Source organism: Pseudomonas sp. SWRI154 (genome assembly GCF_014268645.1).
In the GTDB taxonomy this organism is placed as follows: domain Bacteria; phylum Pseudomonadota; class Gammaproteobacteria; order Pseudomonadales; family Pseudomonadaceae; genus Aquipseudomonas; species Aquipseudomonas marvdashtae.
Map to the genome: position 1 here is coordinate 1 of NZ_JABWQW010000035.1, position 19,322 is coordinate 19,322.

At 58.8% G+C, this 19,322-nt stretch carries 14 protein-coding genes; 8 read left to right on the forward strand and 6 right to left on the reverse strand.

Annotated elements, in window-relative coordinates; all coding sequences use genetic code 11:
* The first annotated feature begins 95 nt into the window (after window positions 1-95).
* The 5 genes from HU806_RS23460 (at window position 96) to HU806_RS23485 (ending at window position 4,809) form a co-directional block, all read left to right on the forward strand.
* The gene (locus tag HU806_RS23460) at window positions 96-1,631 is read left to right on the forward strand and encodes a pyocin-S2/colicin E7-DNase domain-containing protein (RefSeq protein WP_346657190.1); all 1,536 of its coding nucleotides are present in this window, start codon (window positions 96-98) and stop codon (window positions 1,629-1,631) included.
* A complete protein-coding gene (locus tag HU806_RS23465) occupies window positions 1,631-2,107 on the forward strand; it encodes a DUF6392 family protein (RefSeq protein WP_238350227.1) in 477 nt (158 codons plus the stop codon). The genes HU806_RS23460 and HU806_RS23465 overlap by 1 nt, the downstream gene beginning before the upstream one ends.
* Before the next feature lie 137 nt (window positions 2,108-2,244).
* Window positions 2,245-2,721, forward strand: a complete 477-nt coding sequence (locus HU806_RS23470; protein ID WP_238350228.1) for a DUF6392 family protein — start codon at window positions 2,245-2,247, stop codon at window positions 2,719-2,721.
* A 252-nt stretch (window positions 2,722-2,973) separates the two neighbouring features.
* Complete coding sequence (locus HU806_RS23480; protein WP_186614889.1) at window positions 2,974-3,780, forward strand: bacteriocin immunity protein; 807 nt, start codon at window positions 2,974-2,976, stop codon at window positions 3,778-3,780.
* Between the two features lie 18 nt (window positions 3,781-3,798).
* Window positions 3,799-4,809: a pyocin-S2/colicin E7-DNase domain-containing protein gene (locus HU806_RS23485; protein ID WP_186614891.1), complete on the forward strand. Its 1,011-nt coding sequence runs from the start codon at window positions 3,799-3,801 to the stop codon at window positions 4,807-4,809.
* A 40-nt stretch (window positions 4,810-4,849) separates the two neighbouring features.
* Here HU806_RS23485 and HU806_RS23490 read toward each other — a convergent pair whose 3' ends face one another.
* Window positions 4,850-5,782, reverse strand: coding sequence for a DMT family transporter (locus HU806_RS23490; RefSeq protein WP_189672557.1), 933 nt, complete (start codon window positions 5,780-5,782; stop codon window positions 4,850-4,852).
* A gap of 91 nt (window positions 5,783-5,873) precedes the next feature.
* Between HU806_RS23490 and relB the strand changes: the two genes are divergently transcribed.
* The 3 genes from relB (at window position 5,874) to HU806_RS23505 (ending at window position 8,627) form a co-directional block, all read left to right on the forward strand.
* Window positions 5,874-6,437 (forward strand): type II toxin-antitoxin system RelB family anti-toxin, encoded by a 564-nt coding sequence (relB, locus tag HU806_RS23495; protein WP_186614895.1) that lies wholly within the window; start codon window positions 5,874-5,876, stop codon window positions 6,435-6,437.
* A 133-nt stretch (window positions 6,438-6,570) separates the two neighbouring features.
* Window positions 6,571-6,936, forward strand: a complete 366-nt coding sequence (locus HU806_RS23500) for a hypothetical protein (RefSeq protein ID WP_186614897.1) — start codon at window positions 6,571-6,573, stop codon at window positions 6,934-6,936.
* A gap of 272 nt (window positions 6,937-7,208) precedes the next feature.
* Window positions 7,209-8,627, forward strand: coding sequence for an FAD/NAD(P)-binding protein (locus tag HU806_RS23505; protein ID WP_186614899.1), 1,419 nt, complete (start codon window positions 7,209-7,211; stop codon window positions 8,625-8,627).
* Window positions 8,628-8,678: 51 nt separating this feature from the next.
* On the opposite strand, the gene HU806_RS23510 is transcribed toward HU806_RS23505, so the two are convergent.
* The 5 genes from HU806_RS23510 to HU806_RS23530 form a co-directional block, all read right to left on the reverse strand.
* Window positions 8,679-11,483 (reverse strand): RHS repeat domain-containing protein, encoded by a 2,805-nt coding sequence (locus tag HU806_RS23510; RefSeq protein WP_238350229.1) that lies wholly within the window; start codon window positions 11,481-11,483, stop codon window positions 8,679-8,681.
* Window positions 11,484-11,505: 22 nt separating this feature from the next.
* On the reverse strand, window positions 11,506-15,840 hold the full coding sequence (locus HU806_RS23515; protein WP_186614902.1) for a SpvB/TcaC N-terminal domain-containing protein: 4,335 nt from the start codon (window positions 15,838-15,840) through the stop codon (window positions 11,506-11,508).
* Window positions 15,841-16,144: 304 nt separating this feature from the next.
* On the reverse strand, window positions 16,145-17,260 hold the full coding sequence (locus HU806_RS23520) for a Gfo/Idh/MocA family protein (RefSeq protein WP_186614905.1): 1,116 nt from the start codon (window positions 17,258-17,260) through the stop codon (window positions 16,145-16,147).
* Window positions 17,261-17,363: 103 nt separating this feature from the next.
* The gene (locus HU806_RS23525; RefSeq protein ID WP_003180553.1) at window positions 17,364-18,131 is read right to left on the reverse strand and encodes an SDR family oxidoreductase; all 768 of its coding nucleotides are present in this window, start codon (window positions 18,129-18,131) and stop codon (window positions 17,364-17,366) included.
* Between the two features lie 24 nt (window positions 18,132-18,155).
* On the reverse strand, window positions 18,156-19,223 hold the full coding sequence (locus tag HU806_RS23530) for a phosphotransferase family protein (protein ID WP_186614908.1): 1,068 nt from the start codon (window positions 19,221-19,223) through the stop codon (window positions 18,156-18,158).
* Window positions 19,224-19,322 lie beyond the last annotated feature (99 nt).

Here is a 19,322-nt window from a genome sequence, read left to right on the forward strand (position 1 = left end):
ACCCTGTTACTGAGGAGCCGGATGCGTGAATTGCGCACGTCCGGATCTGTGGGAGGCCGGCCCAGGTAACTGGCCGGTCGACCCGACTTATCTCGGTGGCGACACACCACATCCCTCTGGGCAACGGAGAACTTACTGTCGAGCAACGTCGACGACTGTTTCAAGGCGTTGGCGTACCGGCCCAGGCACTGGGTCTGGCGGACGAGCAGAGGCTTAGGTCAGTTGCCGATGCAGGTGGCTCGGTAGAAATGCCTCACCGGCTTAAACCTGAAACCGTATCCGAAGGCACCACGATCCACGTCGCCAATACCGGCGGGGCAATCAGTGCTCAGGTTCCGGTCATCAATGCAGTCCTGGACCCATTATCCGGCCTCTATAAGGCTGAAGTTCCTGGCGTTGTACCCCGGCAACTACAGTTCGCCACTGACGCGGTGCCACACACTGCCCCGACAAGCCCGCCAGTGCTGATGCTCATGGCGCCACAAGTCGAGACCCTTCCGGCGGGCGCGGACTTGCGCATTCAAGACTGCATCGTCTGCGTGCCTGGCCTGCCACCCACCTATTTCTCTTTCGATTTGCCACCCCTCGGCTCGGGCATCGTCACGGGCGCTGGCAAACCGGCAGCGAACGATTGGTGGAACACCGCAAGCCGGGCCCAGGGCGCAGCCATTCCCGAACAGCTCGGCCACCAGCTACGGGCGCGGGAAATCAAGTCGTTCAGTGCTTTCGATCAGGCCGTATGGCAAACCCTGGCCGAGCATCCGACGCTGTTCAGCAACGCAGACGAGGTCAATCAGCAACGCATCGAACGAGGCTTTGCCCCCTACGCGCCGAAAAGCACTTGGGTGGGTGAGCGTCGCCAATTCGAACTGCGTTACCAGGAGCGGGCAGAGCTGGGCGAAAACCCGTTCAACCTCGACCGCATCAGCATTACCACGCCAAACAGCCTGCTCGGCACACCGGGTATCGTCCCGGCCGTCATACCCTGGCCGGCGGCGCCTGTCGGCAGCGGCACCCGAACACCCCTGGTCCCGCCGGGCATCGAACTGCTCGGCCCGACCACCTTACCGATTACACCGCCACTCTCGACGGTATATCCCGGCAACCCTGTCATCCCCGTCCTACCAGAAAACCAGACGTTTCCGGCTATTGATCCAGGGCAGGTCGGTGCGAGTATTCCAGGGTATCCGGGGGATATGGAGCTGCCTTCGCCGGGGTTGGTGTTTGTCGGCCCTCCGGTGGAACCGTTGGAGGTAGGGCCGTATAACGAGCTCAGTGGTCGAAGCAGAGGCGATGGTTTGGATATTGATCACATACCGTCTAGGAAGGCGTTGAGGGCCTATATAGATCTGAACCATGAAGGTATGAGCACCTCCAAAATCCGGGAGGCTATTCGACGGGCGCCGTGTATTGCCATTCCTTCGAGTGTTCATCAAAAATTCAGTGAGACGTATGGTGGGCGCAACAGTTTCGAGAAAAGCATGAACGACGCTGCAGATCTGGAGGCGGCGGTGAACAGTAATTTGGCAGCACTTAAGCCGGGGCTTATTGAATCTGGAGCGTCAGAGTCAGATATAGATGCCGCCCTGAAATCGTTGCATGAACTGCATAAAAAACAAGGATGGTATTGATGAAAGCTTTTGAACTTGAGGTGCTCATTGAACGTGTTGGAAGTCAACACGAGGTATTGGTAAGCGAGGGTATACTGCCCGATCAATCGTTGACCGAAATGTTTGAAGGAGATGATCGACTTGGGCTTGAGACGGAGCCGGGTATAGAGATGGAGTTCTGGCGGGAGACGAGGAGGCTCGAGACGCTTTTCGTGACGCTCATACGAACTACACCCTCAATGAAGGATTACAAAGGCGAACTTCCTGCTCCCTATGTGTCGAAAATGACGCAGTCTGACGTCCATGCCATTTTCGGGAAGCCAATGGCATCGAGAGGCCCGACCAAAATGCCAGTACCTATAGGGATGACCGGGGGGTGGGATTCGTACCCATTGGACCCAGAACGGTATCCCGGTAAAAAGGTTGTTTTTCAATATACCGAGGATATGAGGGTGGACACCTTGGTCTTCACTTTAATAGATAAAGGGCACCGTTGATCAAGGTAATGAGTGCGTTGCATCACTTTTTCGGCAGTACTGAAGCCGGGGCTTATTGAGTCTGGAGCGCCAGAATCAGACATAGATGCCGCCCTGAAGTCGTTGCATGAACTGCATAAAAAACAAGGATGGTATTGATGAAAGCTTTTGAATTTGAAGTCCTAATCGAACGTATCGGAACTTCGCACGAGGTATTGGTAGGGCAGGGCGTACTTCCCGACCAGACATTGACCGAAATGTATGAGGGGCGAGATCGTCTTGGACTTGACCCGGAACCGGGCATAGAACTGGACTTCTGGCGTGAGACAAGGAGATTCGAGACGCTTTTCGTTACCCTCATACGAACCACACCTTCGACCTCGAAATATCAAGGCGAGCTTCCTGCCCCCTATATGCCAGAGATGACGCAGTCTGATGTTCATGCCATTTTTGGTGAGCCGATGGAATCGAAAGGCCCTATAAAAATGCCAGTTCCGATAGGGATGACTGGGGGGTGGGATTCGTACCCATTGGATCCAGAACGGTATCCCGGTAAAAAGGTTGTTTTTCAATATACCCAAGATATGAGAGTGAAAACCTTGGTTTTCACTTTGATAGATAAAGGGCACTTTTGATCAGGTGATGAGCGCTTCCCTATTTCGAAGCTGTCACTGAGCATCCAGACGGTTATGGCGTTATTTCTCGCCCCCCAACAAAGGCCAAGACGACGGCCTCGCTGGGACCCTGAAAGAAGTCAAGGAATGGCGATCCCGCCATAACAAACCAGGCTTCAAGCCAGAATAAACCAGCCCTTTGAACGCACCTGCTCAACCCGTCGTGAGCAGGAGCGTCATCGAAGGCACACGCTTAAACAAGGAAAGCCAAAGATGGAACTTAAACCAAAACTCCAGGATTACACCGAGTCCGAGTTTCAGATGTTCGTCGACCAGATCTGGAACGTCGATACCCGTAAAGAAGATCATGACAGGCTGATTAATCACTTTGACCGTATCGTTGGTCATCCCAGCGGTGCGGACCTGCTGTTTTACCCAGAGGACACCACGAACCGGAACTCCTCCGGGGCAGTCGTTTATTACGTAAAACACTGGCATCTTAAAAACAACATCATTCCTTTCAAGGGCGGGGCGCTTCCGGCGTCGGTCAAACCAGGACCCAGGTTGAGCCCAGCCGAGCAGGCGACAGCGAGAGCCAAGCGCGAGCTTGCCAACACGCAGCGGGTGACAGCGGACCTTGCCGCTACGGAGCGAACGACCGAGTCGGCCTTCACGCTGCTTGAGAGTTCTATCAAGGCGCTGCAAACCCAACAGAGTCCAAGCGCGACACTGGCGGACATGGAAAAAGCCATCCGTCACGTCGAGCGTGCGCAGCACGATGTGCTCATGGCCGTAGGTGCATTTGAACGCAAAAAAATGAGCGTTGACTTCGCGAAGAACGCAGCCAAGCAAAATCTTGCCTACAACAAAGCGGACGGGACCACCTGGCAAGCCAATCTGCAGCAGGCGACTGTCAACCACAGCCGTTATATTGCGCGTTTGTCGTTGATTGCCCAGCGCCACGCGGAACTTCACTCCAAGGCCGAAACCGTGCTGCACAACGCCTGGGAGCAGTTGATGCGTTTGCGAGGAACGGACCACGGTGTCCCTTTGTTTCGTCTGCCCACCGCCAACAACTAGCAGTGCCCGAGTCTGTTGATGAGCGATGCGAAGCCCCTCATCCTTCTCCAGCGAACAGCTTTGCAAAAGACTATCCGGTCGGCAGTCGCCGAGTTCCATTGGTCACTGTCCGACGGCGCGCAGGAGCATCTCGGACAATACGTCGGCGTGCTGAACTTCGGGTTCGCCAGTCGAGCCAAGGCAGTGCGCTTTGGCTTCTGCGTGGCGTTGTCCGAGCTCTCGCTGATCGATCCTGATTGGCAGGCACTTGCCGCTCAGCGTGGCGAGGTCGAGTTGCCGATGCGAATGGGCACCACGACGGTCGCCGTGAAACCCGGCAGCCTGTCTTATGGGCTGAAAGCAATCCGCGAACTTTTTGAAATCTACATAACTCCCTGCGCCGGGGCGCTGCCCGCAAAGGTTCGTGTCAGGCCGGCGGTCTGGCATGAAGACGAGAGGGTTTACCGTTTGACGACGGATGGCCCGCAGTCATCCGTTGCCGAATGGGCGCTACCCCGTGGCGTGGAATCAACAGCGACGCCCAAGCAGGATCGGCTCGATTCCGCTGGCTTTGTCCAGTCTTCACCGGTGCCGGAATTGGCCTCGTTCGACTCTGTCGAAGAGGTGCGATTCGATGATTATGTCGTGGTGTTCCCCCACGATTCCGGGCTGGAGCCGGTCTATGTGATGTTCAACGACCGTCGGGATTGTCCCGGTGTCGTCAGCGGAGCAGGGCTGGCGGTGGCTGAGGCCTGGCAGACGCAAGCGGCGAGCAGCCAGGGTGCCCCTGTCCCGGCGTTGGTTGCCGATCAATTGCGCGGGCAAGTCTTCGAGCGTTTCGACCAGTTCAAACATGCTTTCTGGAAAGCTGTCGCGGCGACGCCGACACTCAACGCACAGTTCACGTTGGACAACAGGGCGTTACTGCTCAGCGGTTCGGCGCCTCGCAGCGAGCAACCCGATAATCGTACGCTGCGCATCTTGCACCGTGTCGACGTCACGCAGGGCGGTGGCGTCTACGATCTAGATAACTTGATTGTTCGTGGCTGACTTCCTCCGGATCTCTCAAGTCCGTGCGAAGGAAGGGTAATCAACTCTCGCGCTCAGGCACTTCAATCACCTCAACGGCATTTTTGCCCCGGGTCTTCAACTCACTGACAATCACCGCCGCCACGATCAATCCAGCGCCCAACAGTGCAATCGCCGGCAACCGTTCGCCCGCCAGGCGCCCGGCGATGCCGGCCCACACCGGTTCGCCGGCATAGATCAGCGTGGCGCGGGTAGGAGAGACGCTTTTCTGTGCCCAGTTCATCGCGACCTGGATCGCTGCGCTGGCGGCGCCCAGGCCGACGGCGCTGATCAACAGCAGCCAGGAAAAGTCAGGAATCACTTCCTGGGTCGGCACCACCATCAGGAATGCCAATACCGCCGTGCTTGCCAGTTGCACCACGGTCACCCGGCGCACATCGACCTGGCCGGCATACGCGCTGATCAGGATGATCTCTGCCGCAATGGCAATGGCGCTGATCAGCGTGGCTATTTCGCCCGGACTGAAATTCAACGACGCCCCGGCCGGACCGGACACCAGCATCAACCCGGTGAAGGCCAACATGATGCCGATGCTCGGCATCAATCCAGGCCGCCGACCCAGCACCAGCCATTGCAGCAAGGGCACGAAGGGCACGTAAAGCGCGGTGATGAACGCCGATTGGCTGCTGGGGATGGTTTGCAAACCAACGGTCTGCAAGCCATAGCCGAGCATGATCGCTACGCCGATGAAACATCCAGCCTTGAGTTCGAACAGTGTCAGTTCTCGCAGATGCCGCCAGGAGAACAGCGCAACGAACGCCGCCGCGGCAGCGAAGCGCAGGCCGACGAAAAACATCGGCCCGCTGACCGTCATGGCGTGCTGGACCAGCAGGAAAGTCCCGCCCCAGATCATAGTGATCAGCACGAGCACGCATTCGGCCTTGCTGAGCCTTGGAAAACGAGAGGATGCTTGAGGGGAATTCACCGATGCCATGACCTTGCGCGCCACATGAGGCGGACGCACAATGCGCCCGGATGAAGAAGGTGGGCAGTATAATGCGCAACCCCGGCAGATGAGCAATATAGTGCACAAAGAAAATGGACAGCGGGCCTCCGTCCTGCAACATGTCAGTCAGAACGTCCGCCGCTTGCGGCATGCCGCCCAGCTCAGCCAAACGGCGCTGGCCGAGCTGTCAGGGGTCAGCCGGCGGATGCTGGTGGCCATCGAGGCCGGCGAAAAGAATGTCAGCCTGACCACCCTTGATCGGGTTGCCGAAGCCCTTGACGTGGCTTTCAGCGATTTGATCCAGGCCCCCGAAGCCCGCGACCCGAGCCGCATCAACGAACTGGTCTGGGCCGGTGTGATCCCGGGCAGCAAAGCTGTGTTGCTCGCCAAGGCCACCGCCAGCCGTGAGGTAGAACTCTGGGAATGGCGGCTGGAGCCGGGCGAGCATTACCATTCCGAGTGCGACGCAGATGGATGGAGCGAACAACTTTATGTATTCGAAGGCTGCCTGACGTTGCTGCTGGGCAGCGAAGAGCGCCGCATAGGCGTCGGTGAGTTTTTCATGTTCGCCAGCAACCAGCCCCATGCCTATCGCAACGATGGTTTGGTGGCGGCGCGGTTTGTGCGCAATGTGGTGATTTGATTTTCATTTTAAATACTGTTGATGCATACACTTGTCAGGTTTGACAGTAGATGTGCGAGCGCAGGGTTATTAACATGATGTGGCCGATGGCTGAGGTCATGAGGCGTACTTTTATATTGGCGGAGGATTTGATATGGACACAAAAGATGGCGTTACTTTCTTAGCGGTAGACCCGGAACTCGTACCTCCGCGGATTCTACAAGCAACAGCCCATGAGGTTCCCTTTGATCTCCTTGAAGATTGTACGCTCAGTGCCATTCTTCCTTCGTTTGTTGAGGTGGGGTGGAAAATTGACTTTTATATGCATACGCATAAAGGGACGTTTTCCACTTCGCGGATCCAGATAGAAGCGGAACATATAAGTGCGAAGAAAATTGAGCGTCACCTGTCCAGTTGGGCTATAAAATTAAGTCCGGGTAGTCAGGTCAGTGCAGGTTTTTACCTTTATGTCGGTAAACTGGAACGGGAATCGCCACGTAATTTTTATCTCGTTAAGTAGGTAGCAGGGGAAAGCCACTGTCGGTTTTACTAGTCTCGGCAGTGGCTGATTATAGATTCTTTGCAATAGTCAGATATTGACTCATTCCGACTGGTCGGGTTGCAAAACAGCTATCGCTCGTTTTAGGACTAAAGAAGGCTTTCGAATCATCAGGCAATGGCAGTAAGGTAGCGACTGGTCGTTCTGTTGCAATGGCGCTCCCTTCCGGGCTCGTCGGGATAACGACCTACAACCGACCTGTGTGTTGCCTGTTTCCATGACGGAAGTTTTCGATGACTGAAGCCCCCACCTCGACTCCCCATTTCACCGACATCCTCATCATCGGCGGCGGCCTGAGTGGTGCCATGCTGGCCGCGCAGTTGCTGCGCCTGCCGGGTCGGCGCGAGGTGCTGATCGTCGAGCCGCGCAGCGAGTTGGGCCGAGGCGAGGCCTATAGCGCGGTGGAGCTGGGCCATACGCTAAACGGCAACGCGGCGCGCATGAGCGTCGACCCGGACAATGTCGACGATCTCACGCAATGGCTTACCGAGTTCATTGAGGCGGGCGGCTGGCCTGAGTCGGACCAGCAGCACGTGCCCGTCAGTGAGTTGTTCCCGCCCCGGGGGATGTTTGGCCTCTATGTGCAGCAGCGTCTGGCCGAGGCTCGCGAGTTGGGCGCACAAAACGGTTCGACCGCCGAGCACGTGCGCGGGGAGGCCGTGGACCTGCGGCTTGCCGACGATACCGTGACGGTGACGCTGGACGACGGCCAAGTCCTGCGTGGTCGTTTTGCGGTGCTGGCCACGGGCATGTTCCCGGCGGCGCGCACCCCGCAAACCGAATCCAGCGGCTTGAATGCCGCGGCCCTGGACCCTTGGGATGTGGCTGCGATGCGCCAGCTCGATCCGCAGTCCACGGTGCTGATCATCGGCTCGGGGCTGACCATGGTCGATGCCGTCGTGTCCCTGGAACAGGCCGGTCATCGCGGGCCGATCGAAGTGTTTTCCCGCCACGGCCTGCTGCCCCATGCGCGCCGCCAGCCACCCGCCTGGGTGGATTTCCTTGCCGAAGATCACAACCTGCGTTCGCCCCGCCAGTTGATGCGCGCCCTGCGCGAGCAATGCCGCCAGGCCCAAGCCCAAGGGATCGACTGGCAAGCGCCGCTGGACACCGTGCGCGCGCATATCGGGCGCTTGTGGAACCAGGCCAGCGACGTGCAACGCCGACAGTTCGTGCGGCATGTGCGGCCGTGGTGGGAGAGCCATCATCATCGCTCGCCGCCGTTGAGCGCGGAGTTGGTGGCGCGTTTGCATGGGGAAGGGCGGCTGCGGATCCAGGCGGCGTCGTTCAAGGGGCTGGCGGCATCCGCCGAAGGGTCAGTAGCCATTAATGTTCGCCGACGGGGCGAGGCAGGACTGGACGTGGTGCGGGGTGCGGCGTTGATCAACTCCAGCGGCATTGAATATGACTGGCGTCGTGTTGCGCGACCGTTGCCGCAACAGTTGCTGGCTCGAGGATTGATCCAACCAGGGCCGTTGGCGTTGGGCATCGCCGCGCGTGCTGATGGTGCGGTGCTGGATGCCCAAGGCGAACCCGCCAGTCGGCTGTTCGCCATGGGCCCGCCACTGCGGGGGATGTGGTGGGAAAGCACGGCGGTGACTGATGTGGCGAGTCAGGCCAAGGCGTTGGCGGGGCGGTTGGTTGGGTTGTAGTTCCAATCTTTGGAATAAACTCCGTCCTGTGACGTGGGAGCACGCCTTCCCCTATCGATTGCCAAAACGATTACGAATGAAATCAATTCTTTCCAAAAAAGCTGATTTTATTTCCGCTCGGTTTTCTACCAAGGACGGAGATATGTTTTCCTCGAAAAACTGACCCCAGTCGGTGCTAAGCAAACGCTCACCTGTTACCGGATTACTGAAAAAAATGTCCAAGCTGCTTTGGGAAATATCTTCACGCCTAATATCAATATATCCCGGTTCCAGTATTGATTGATGATCAATTGCAAACGCCTTACCTGCTAGATCAAATATAACATTTCCCCCTTCGTTCATTCGATCCCGTGTGTTCAATAGGAAATCAAAGACATGCATGCTTGACTGGCGACGGTCGAATTCGGGTGTTTTTCCAATATTGACATAGCGAGAAACGACCTCTCGGTCGAAGTCCGGTCGTAGTGCTGTTGCCGGAACAAGATTTAATTCGAGATGCTGGCTAACCTTATAGGCAAACACCTCATTGCCTGCGCCAATTTTCTGTCGGGTCACTTCCGATTTGTCCAAAGCTAACATGCTTGAATAATCTTTGATGACGATCCACTCATTCTCGGAATAACTATAAACAGTGCTTTCATAACTGGATGAAATGTCCTTGATTTTTTTACCTGGTACAAACTCTGCACTTAATACCAGCTCTTCAAGCGGGGCGCGTAATCCTGATGGAACTGCTGATGCTGATTGTTCTCTTTGCGTCGAGATAGAATTTTTAGAGAACGCCATCAGTTCCGCAAGCGTAGGCGGGAGGCGCCGGGCAGGTGCAGCAGGGGGGCGGGAGCCTGAAACAGGAGGTGGCCGGTCCATCAGTCCGGCAATGTCAATTCGTGATATTGGATTATTAGATACCATTCGAAATAAGTTCAATCCACCCTTGATTCCTGCCGGATCCGGATTAACCCACCGCTGCAACCACACCGCGTAATACCTGAACCCATAATAATAAAGCCCCGTCGCATCCCGCTCTTTCCCTGAATAACGCACCGTCTTGTAACTCGCCTCCACCTCGCTGCGCCCGGCAAACCAGGCTGTACCGCCATACGGATGATAAGTCTCCCGGCTGATCACTTGGGCATCGCTATCCAGCTCCAAACTGCTGGAGCCCAAGTGGTCGGTCAGGCTGTAACGATATTGGTCGTTGGCGATACCGGAGGGCGGTGGCGTTTCCCAATGCAGCACCTGCATGGCACTGCGTCCGGCCTGCGCGCAGATCACCTGCAACACTTCGCCCGTGCCTTGATGGGTACGGACTTCCAGGCCTGGCAAATAACGAACTTCGGAAATCAGCGAGCGGGCATTGGTGTGAGTAGTGCGAACCTTGCGCCGTCGCATTCCGTCGCCACCGTACAGATACAGTTCGCGATCATCGTCAGCGCTTTCCCGTTCAACCGGTCGCACCTCGCGCAACTGATTGCGCAGGTCCCAAGCCATCGCTTGTCCCGGTTGCAGGTCCAGCAAGTTACCGTTGCCGTCGAACGCGGCGGCAATCTCGTCTTCGGTCGGTGGCCGGTCATTCTTGTCTGGCAGACAGCGATTGCTATAGCGCGCCGCTGTCAGTTTGCGGCTGTGGCTTTGCGGGCCGACATGGATCAGCTCGAGCAAGTTGCCGCCCGCGTCGTAGTGGTAGGTTTGCTCATAGTTGGCGACGGCGCCGGGATCATCGAAGCGGTTGAATTGTGGTCCGCGACTGGCGGCTCCAGCCTCCCAGCCGGTGGCCTTGGTCAGTTGATAAAGGCTGTCGTAGTCATAGCGGTTGATCGGTTCAACCCGCTGGTTGGCAAAATAGCGAATCGGCAGGGCAGCGTCTTCGATACTCAATACATTGCCCACCGGGTCGTAGGCGTAGCGAAGATCTTGCAGCGGTTCGTCACCCTCGCACGCGGCATGCAAGCGCAGCAGGCGTCCGTCCTCGGCGCGGTAATTCAGTGTGCTGATCACACCGTTCCCCGCCGTTTCCTGTTCAACCTGGCCGTAGGCGTTGTAGGCGAGGGCGCTGACCAGGGTTTGAGGCATGGCCTGACCGCTCAGTTGCAGATGGCTGGCGAACAGTTGGCCATCGACGGTGTAGTCGAACAGTTGCCGATTGCCCTTGGCGTCGATTTGCTCCAGCACATCGCCCAGCGGGTTGAAGCGCGTCGCGCTGGTGGCCGCTTGTGCTACGGGCTTCAAGAGCGCGTCACGCTCCGGCAACCCTGGCGGCCAATCCGGTGGTTCCAGCGCTTGCAGGAATCGCTGGGTTTGCTCGAGGACGCCACCGGTCAGGGCGTATTCATCAAGGGTTTGACTGCCCGCTGGATCGTCGTGCCGGACGATTTGTCCACATTGGTTGTGGGCGGCGAAATCGTCATCGGCGTTGGCGTAGGCATAACGCTCGGTGCAGCGAGCGGTTTCGCCTTTGCCCTGTTCGAAAACAGCCAGCGGGCGTAGCAGGTCGTCATAATCAATCCGCCGCTGAGTCTCGCGGCTGTCCCAGCTTTGAACAAGCTGATCGCCATCGCCGAACAGGCTGATGCGTTCGCCAGCGTCGACGCTGAGCGAACCCAGTACTTTGCCGGACAATGAGTACTGATTCACCAAATTGGCAGGCGTATCTTCCGAACTGAGCGCCCACAGCCTGGGATCCCACTGTTTGACCAGGCGGCCGATTGCGTCGTGGGCGCTGCGGTTGATTCGTTCTTCGGGTTCTGCCGTTTCGATGGCGCGATAGTAAGCGATTGAACGCACGTCGAGCCCGCGTGGATCCACTACGGCCAGGGTAGGTGTGTGGATGTGAATGCTGGCGGTAGACCTCGACATGCTCAACCTTTTTAACCTTCAACTAGGAAGCTAATAGACTCGGGGGATTCCCCAATGAAGACTCTTCGAACGTATCGTTCTCATCCTCCGAAATCCCATACCACCCCAAATACCGCTGACGCCGCCAATACCCCATGGCCGTCACGGTCAACGTGGGCCGCCCGAGCGGGTCATAGAATTGCCGGTCGCAATGCCCGAAACGGCGGAACGACTCGTCCTTGATGTAGCGGTGACCATCGGCGAAGTAAGGCCGATAGACGCGCACCGCCAGCCCCTTGTTGTTGTATTCGACCCGTTCACTGACCCGCCAGCGCTCGGCGGCCGGCGCGATGACGGGCTGGTCGCCGTCCAGGACGAGGGTGCCGTCGTCGGCGATCTGGTAGGCGTCTCCCGGCTCGACCTTCTGCTTGCTTTGCAGGACGCGACCAAAGCCGTCCCAGCATTGCACGGCGATACGGATCTTGCGTTCGGGGTTGTCCGGGAGCTGCGGGTAGCGATCGGCTTGTAGCGTCGCCGCGTGGACTGGCTCACTATCGCGCATCCAACTGAAGGGGTCGCGAAAGCAGGCGCTGGCGGCGCCTTGCAAGGCGGCCTGCGGGTTGGCAATGGCTTCGGTGGGAGACTGGGTAAACGATTGGTGCTCGTCCAGTGGGTCGAAACCTACGTCTTCGCCGCGCTCGGTTCCGTGGAAACTGTTGGCCGACAGTTCGCCGAAACCGTTATAGCGGGCTTCTTGGGTATTCTGGTTTGGGTCGATGATGCGACGCGGGAGCAGGAAGCGATAGTCCGTGTCGACCACGCGGGTGCTGCAGCCGTCGGCGGTGGTGACACTGAGGGGCAGACAGTAATAGGGATCGAAGCCGATGTCCGTCGGCCCCTGGCTTTGGGTAGCGCGGCTGCTGATGACGCGATAGAAACCTTCCAGTCCGGCATAGGTCATGAAGCCCTTGCGGATCGACCACAATACTTTGGCCGGTTCTGCCGGCAGCTGGACGGACATGGGGTGATAGCCGAGTTCGGGCAGCCTGGCATCCAGTTCCTCGGGACTGAGCACTGATGCATAGGCCTGTAGGGCCGTTTCATCCAATTCGGCGGACTCAAGGTAGTCGGCCAAGGCTTCGAAGCTGGCTTCTCCCGCCGGCAAAGTCTGGCCTCCCTGTTGGTAGCGCTGCTCGGAAAGAAGTGCCAGTTCCCGTTGGAAGTGGCTGCTGGATCGTGCATCGAGATGATCGGACATCGTCTCAAAGGAAATATCTTCCGGTCCCAACTCCGTCTTCGATACCACCAGCGCATTGCCTCGGGACCGATAGGGCAGGCCCAGGCGCCAAGCTTGCGGATCGTCGTCCAGATGAATGAACTGGGCGCGGCTTTCGCTCAGGTAGTAGTAGCTCTGCGCGTCGTCGTGGGAGGCACGCCACCAGGTTCGTTCGTGGTCTTCATCTTCATCGAATGGCGGCTCATCATCAATGTTCTTGCGCCGGGCATAGGCGACCGTTAGCTCATGGATAAGCCCACCATAACGATCCCAGGCCAGGCTGATACGGTGGTGGCACAGCGGGTCGTCCGGCAGGCGCTCGTAGGTATAGGCAATCGATTCCAGTTCCAGTGGTTGCATTCGGCAATAGGGTTGGTGATCGCCGCGTCCTTCCCATAAACGCACGGCAAAGCGCGATTGCTGTACCGAGTACGGCCGAGCTTCCAGGGGGGCGAATACCTCGACCCGTAGCGGCATGCCGGCGAGGGCGTAGGCCATGTCGTGCCGGGTATCGTCGTCTGTGTTGCTGATGATTTCGTCCGGCAGGTCGTCTTTCGGTGCCAGCAGCAATGCTTTGCCAAGGGGCTGCGCGGCACTGTCCGAGGCGTCGTAATCCAGGCCCGGCAGATCGGGCGTGCGACCGGTATGGAACCAACTCTTGCGCAGCACTGGCGCGGTAAAACCGGCCTGGCGCTGTTTGTCACCAGCGATTTCGCTGTCATTTTGCAACACCAGGCCAAAGCCGCGAAACTCGCGTTCCTGGCCGTCATAAAAGCCTTGGCGATAGCCGAAACGTTGGGTCAACAGGTTGCCGGTGATTTCATCCTGTTGGGTTTGCCGTGAGACCAGCGGCATCGGAAACGGTACGTAGCTGGCAATTTCCGCGTCCGCCGCCCGCAATTCCTGTTTCTCATCCAGCCACTCCTGGGCCGAGCTGCGGTAGAACACTTCGCCGATGGCGCCCATATTGTTATTGGTTTGGTGCAGCAGATACGGCTTGGCCTCGACAAAATCGCAGCGCCAGTGCCGTGGCTTCATGTGTGGAACGGTCAGCACCAGGCTCGAACAACCCAGCCCTTGCAAATCGGCGGCGCTCACCTGGCACAACCGGTCGTAACGCACGCCCGTCGGCCAGGGCAAAATCCGCGGGCTGGTTTCAAAACCCATGCCGGTGCGGTTCATGTAGATCTCGGCATGGTCGCTGGTGAGGTAGATCAGGTCAGCGGCGCCGGAACCGTCCAGGTCCGCCAGCAGAATCCGCGAGGCGTCGAAAGACTTGTAGGTATAGCGCAGGGTTCCAAGGAGAAAGCCCGGGTCGAAACGGCCATGGCCCCGGTTGGGCCAGCACATGATTTCGTTGTGGCGTATGCGCACCAAGTGTTGTTGCCCAGTGCCCAATATATCGCTGAATGCCACCAGTTCGGTCTGTGCCTGGCTCAATAAAGGCAGGCGATCCTTCGGTGCGGCTTCGATGCGATGCGGCACATCCAGGCCCTTGGCGAAACGGCCTTCGCGGCGATTGGCATACAAGCGCACGCTGCGTGGCCCGATCAGCGCAAGGTCGGACAGGCCGCCGCCCACCAGGTCGGCCAACTGGCCTTTCGGATGAAAGAACTCCCGAGGGAAGGCCGCAGAGGTGACGAAGTTCGACCAGCTGCGATCCGGGTTGAGGGTAAAAAAGCCGCTTAAGCCGGGTTGCGCCATGACCCAATCCAGACGGCCATCGCCGGTGAGGTCCATCAGTGACTGGCGAACCGGTTTGCGGCTGTCCATCACGGGGATCGCGTCCAGTCGGTGCCACTCGTTGTAGACCACCTCATCGGTCGTTCGCGCCGGTTGCGCCCGGAGCGGCTCGCGGTAGTACCAGGCCTTGTCGCTGCGATAAAGCACGCCTGGAACACCTTCGCCATACAGGTCGACCAGCTGGTATTGCTGGCCGTCGTTAAGGCCGGGCATGGCCTCGAACTGTTGGTACTGGGTGGCGTCGGTTTCAAACATCGAATAGTTGAACGCCACGGGCGGTCGCGATTCGATTTGCCCTTGCTCGTCATAGCCTTGTTGGTGCGCGGCGCAGAGCAAGTTGTAGCCCAGCTCGGTGGTCTGGTAGTCGAACAGCAGGCGTTGCACCAACAACGGATCGCTGCCCAGCTCCTCGAAGTTATGGAACATCAGCACTTGCCGACACAGCCGCAGGTTACCCAGCAGGAAGCCATAGCCGTAGGTCGCGAAAGGATCGCTGCGCACCGGCCACGTACCGATTGGCTCGTAGGTTGGGATTTCCTCGGGTCCGGTGCTGCGCTCGCCGTAATCGAAGATCAGATCGAAGTGCCATTGCGCCTGGGCCAACTGTTCTGGCGCCCAATGAAAGAGGTGGGCATTCGCCTCGGCATTGCCATAGCGCACCCGGCTCAGGTAGCACTGGGCGCGGAAGTCGCGCGGCGTATCGGCGGGCATGCCGGCGTGATCTTCGCCGGCATACTCGTAGAGGACATGTTCGCCGTGGGCGTTCATGGTTTCTTCCAGCAGCCATTCGCCGACGCGTAGGGAGTCTTCCAGGTCGGTGCTGCGTGATGAAGGGTTGAATCCGTACAATTGCAGGCTGCCGTCTGCCCCGTGAATCAGCCAGAACCCCGGGTAGTCGACCGTTGAACGCCAGTGTTCGATACGCTCGAACGCGCCCTCGATACGCGCAAAGTAACGGGCTACCTGGTAGTCGGTGCCCAACGCCAGGTCTCGATAGGTGCTCACTGTCGTGCGAATGATTTCTCCGGCGCTGTTGCGCTCCGGCATCCAGACTGTGCCGTCGGGCCCCAATATGACATCGTCGTCGGTGTAATCCGGCACCCCCTTGCTGGTCCGTCGTGCCACGCAGCCCAGGGACAGCACCCAACCAATCCCGAACAGGCTGTTACCGACGCTGCTGCCGTAACCGAGTTGCAGGGCGGGGGCGTAGCCGCGTCCGGGAGAAATTGGCAAGGGCAAGTCGAAGGACGCCTTGCCGGTGGCACCGACGCCCCCCCAGCCTTTGCCAATGCTCTGGATGGCACCGCCGCCCTTGGGCAGGGAAGGTGGCGTGATGCTCAAACTTTCCTGCTGGTCCATCGCCGGGCTCCAAGCGGGTGTGCAGGAGCCCAATTTGACGCGTACCGGCGCGCGTATCTACTGTCAGGATTGACAGTTATCTAGTTGTTAATGGAATAAGAAAACGGCAAAGAAAGCATATCGGCGCACAGCATGCGCTGTACTTTCGTGGATATGCTTTTGTGGCGAGGGAGCTTGCTCCCGCTGGGCTACGAAGTAGACCCAAAACCATTCACCCCGGGCGTGTCAGCTTGATTGAATTCGGCTTCTTTGGGATTGCTGCGCAACCCAGCGGGAGCAAGCTTCCTCGCCACAAGAGCGGTCTTCATTGCGCATGCACCTTCACCCAACGCTCCTCCCGCGCCGCCACGCGAATCGCCGCCGCCAGTCGCTCCACTTCCCAAGCCTCCTCGAAATCCGTGCCGTTGCCGCCTTCGCCAGCGAGGGTCATGATCAGTTCCTGCACTTCCAACGTCTTCAATTCGTTGTACCCCAACTGGTGCCCAGCGGCCGGGCTGAATGCGGCATAGCCGGGCAAGTCCGGGCCGGCCAGCAAGCGCTGGAAGCCTGGCTGGCCGGCGCGGCACAGGCGCAGTTCATTGAGCCGTTCCTGATCGAATGCCAGGGTGCCGAGGGTGCCGCTGATCTCGAAACCCAGGTGGTTCTTGTAGCCGTGCTTGAGCCAACTGCTGCTGACCGTGCCCCGCGCGCCATTGGCGAAGCGCAGCAGCGCGTGGACCTGGTCGTCCACCGCGATGGCACGTTGTTCGGCGGTGCCTGCGCGAGCGGGGCGTTGGCTGTGCACGGTCTGGCTGTCGGCGCACACCGCTTCGATGTCACCCAGCAGATGCCGGGCCATGGCCAGCAAATGGCTGCCCAGGTCGGCCAAGGCACCGCCGGCATGCTCGGCTTCGCAGCGCCAGGACCACGGCGAGGCGGGATCGGCCATGAAGTCCTCGCTGAATTCGCCTTGGAAACTGACGATCCGCCCCAGGTCCCCACGCTGGATCATCTCGCGCGCCAACTGGATGATCGGGTTGTGCTGATAGTTGTAGCCGACCCGCGTCACCACGCCGGCGGCCTTGGCGGCCTGTCGCATGCGCTCGGCCTGTTCCAGGGAAACTGCCAGGGGTTTTTCACAGTAGACAGGTTTACCCGCGGCCAGCGCGGCCATGGCCATCGGATAATGCAAATGGTTGGGCGTAGTGATGGCGACCAGGTGGACGTTGGGATTGTCGATCAGTTGCTGCCAGTCGCCGTGGGACGTCTCGAAGCCCCAGCTTTGGGCGCATTGGTGCGCGCGCTGCGGATCGGCGTCAGCCAGGGCGGCCAGTTTCAGGTCCAGGGGAAGGTCGAACACCGCTTTGGCATTGTGGAACGCCAAGGCATGGGCACGGCCCATGAAGCCGGTGCCAATCAGACCGATGCCGAGTTCACGCATGAGAAGAGCCCTTTGAGTTTTTATTTTCAGAAGGGCTCTTTATGGAATAAATATTCCCAAATTGCAATTGGTGGAATAAATATTCATTTCTGCGACGAGAATCTCAGGACAGGAAACCCCCGTCCACATTCAGCGCCACACCTGTGGTGTAGCTCGACGCATCGCTGGCCAGATACAACACTGCGCCGGCCATTTCGCTCGGGTCGGCCACGCGCTTGAGGGGAATCTGTGCCAGGGCGGTTTTCAGGATGGCGTCGTTCTTGACCAGCGCCGAGGCGAACTTGGTGTCGGTCAGCCCCGGCAGTAGCGCGTTGCAGCGGATGCCAAACTGCGCGCATTCCTTGGCGAAGACCTTGGTCATGTTGATCACCGCGGCCTTGGTCACCGAGTAGATGCCTTGGAAAATGCCCGGCGAAATACCGTTGATCGACGCGACGTTGATGATGCTGCCGCCACCGTTTTCACGCATCAGCTTGCCGGCTTCCACCGACATGAAGAAATAGCCGCGAATGTTGACGTCGACGGTCTTCTGGAACGCGCCCAGGTCGGTGTCCAGCACGTTGCAGAATTGCGGGTTGGTGGCTGCGTTGTTTACCAGGATGTCCAGGCGGCCGAACTGCTCGCGAATCCCGGCGAACACTTGGCTGATCTGTTCCATTTCACCAATGTGGCAGGCAATGGCGGTGGCCTTGCCGCCGGCGGCGATGATTGCGTCGGCCACGTGCTGGCAACCGTCGAGCTTGCGGCTCGAAACGATCACATGAGCGCCTTGCTGGGCGAGCAACTTGGCGATGGCCTCGCCGATGCCGCGGCTGGCGCCGGAAACGAAGGCGATTTTGCCGTCGAGGTCGAACAACTGAGTCTTGGACATGCTGTTTCCTTGTTATAGGTGCGCTCAGAGCGTGGATTTGTGGATGACTTGCAGGCTCATCTGTTCCAGCAGCTGGTTCATCTGAACGAACTGCGCGAAGCGTTTGTCCTGGGTCTGGCCATGAAAGAAGCGGTAGTAGATCTGCTGGACAATACCCGCCAGGCGGAACAGCCCGTAGGTGTAATAGAAGTCGAAGTTGTCGATGCGGATGCCGGCGCGCTCGGCGTAGTAATCGACGAATTCCCGACGGGTCAGCATGCCCGGCGCATGGCTGGGCTGGCGGCGCAGCAATTGCACCGGCGCCGGATCGCCGGCCTCGATCCAGTAGGCGAGGCTGTTACCCAAATCCATCAGCGGGTCGCCGAGGGTGGTCAGTTCCCAGTCCAGCACGCCGATGATCTGCATCGGGTTTTCGGGATCGAGGATCACGTTGTCGAAGCGATAGTCGTTGTGGACGATGCTTGAGGTTGGGTGATCGGCGGGCATCTTGTCGTTGAGCCAGGCCCTCACCACCTCCCATTTCGGCGCGTCGGGGGTCAGCGCTTTTTCGTAGCGGTCGCTCCAGCCACGGATTTGTCGGGCCACGTAGCCCTCAGGCTTGCCCAGGTCGGCCAGGCCGCACGCCTGGTAATCGACCCGGTGCAGTTCGACGAGACGGTCGATGAAACTCTTGCACAGCGCTTCGGTACGGGCTGCGTCGAAGCCCAGTTCCGGCGGCAGCTCGGCGCGCAGGATGATGCCTTTGACCCGTTCCATCACGTAGAACTCGGCGCCTATCACCGACTCGTCGGTGCAATGCACATAGCCTTTCGGGCAATACGGGAAACCGTCGCGCAACTGATTGAGGATACGAAACTCGCGGCCCATGTCATGGGCGGATTTCGCTTTGTGGCCGAACGGCGGACGGCGCAGCACGAATTCCTGTTCGGGATATTCCAGCAGGTAGGTCAGGTTCGACGCGCCGCCAGGAAACTGGCTGATCACCGGTGTGCCGGTCAGGCCGGGAATATGGGCCTTGAGGTACGGGTCGATCAGGCTGGCATCGAGTTCTTCACCGTCGCGCACCCGGGTGGACTGATCAGTAACTGCCATGCTTATCCCTTCTGCTTATTTTGGAGGCCATCGATCATTGGCTAATCTAATGGGGTGACGCAGGCGCCACAAGCACGCCCGGGTCTTATAGGTTAGCGT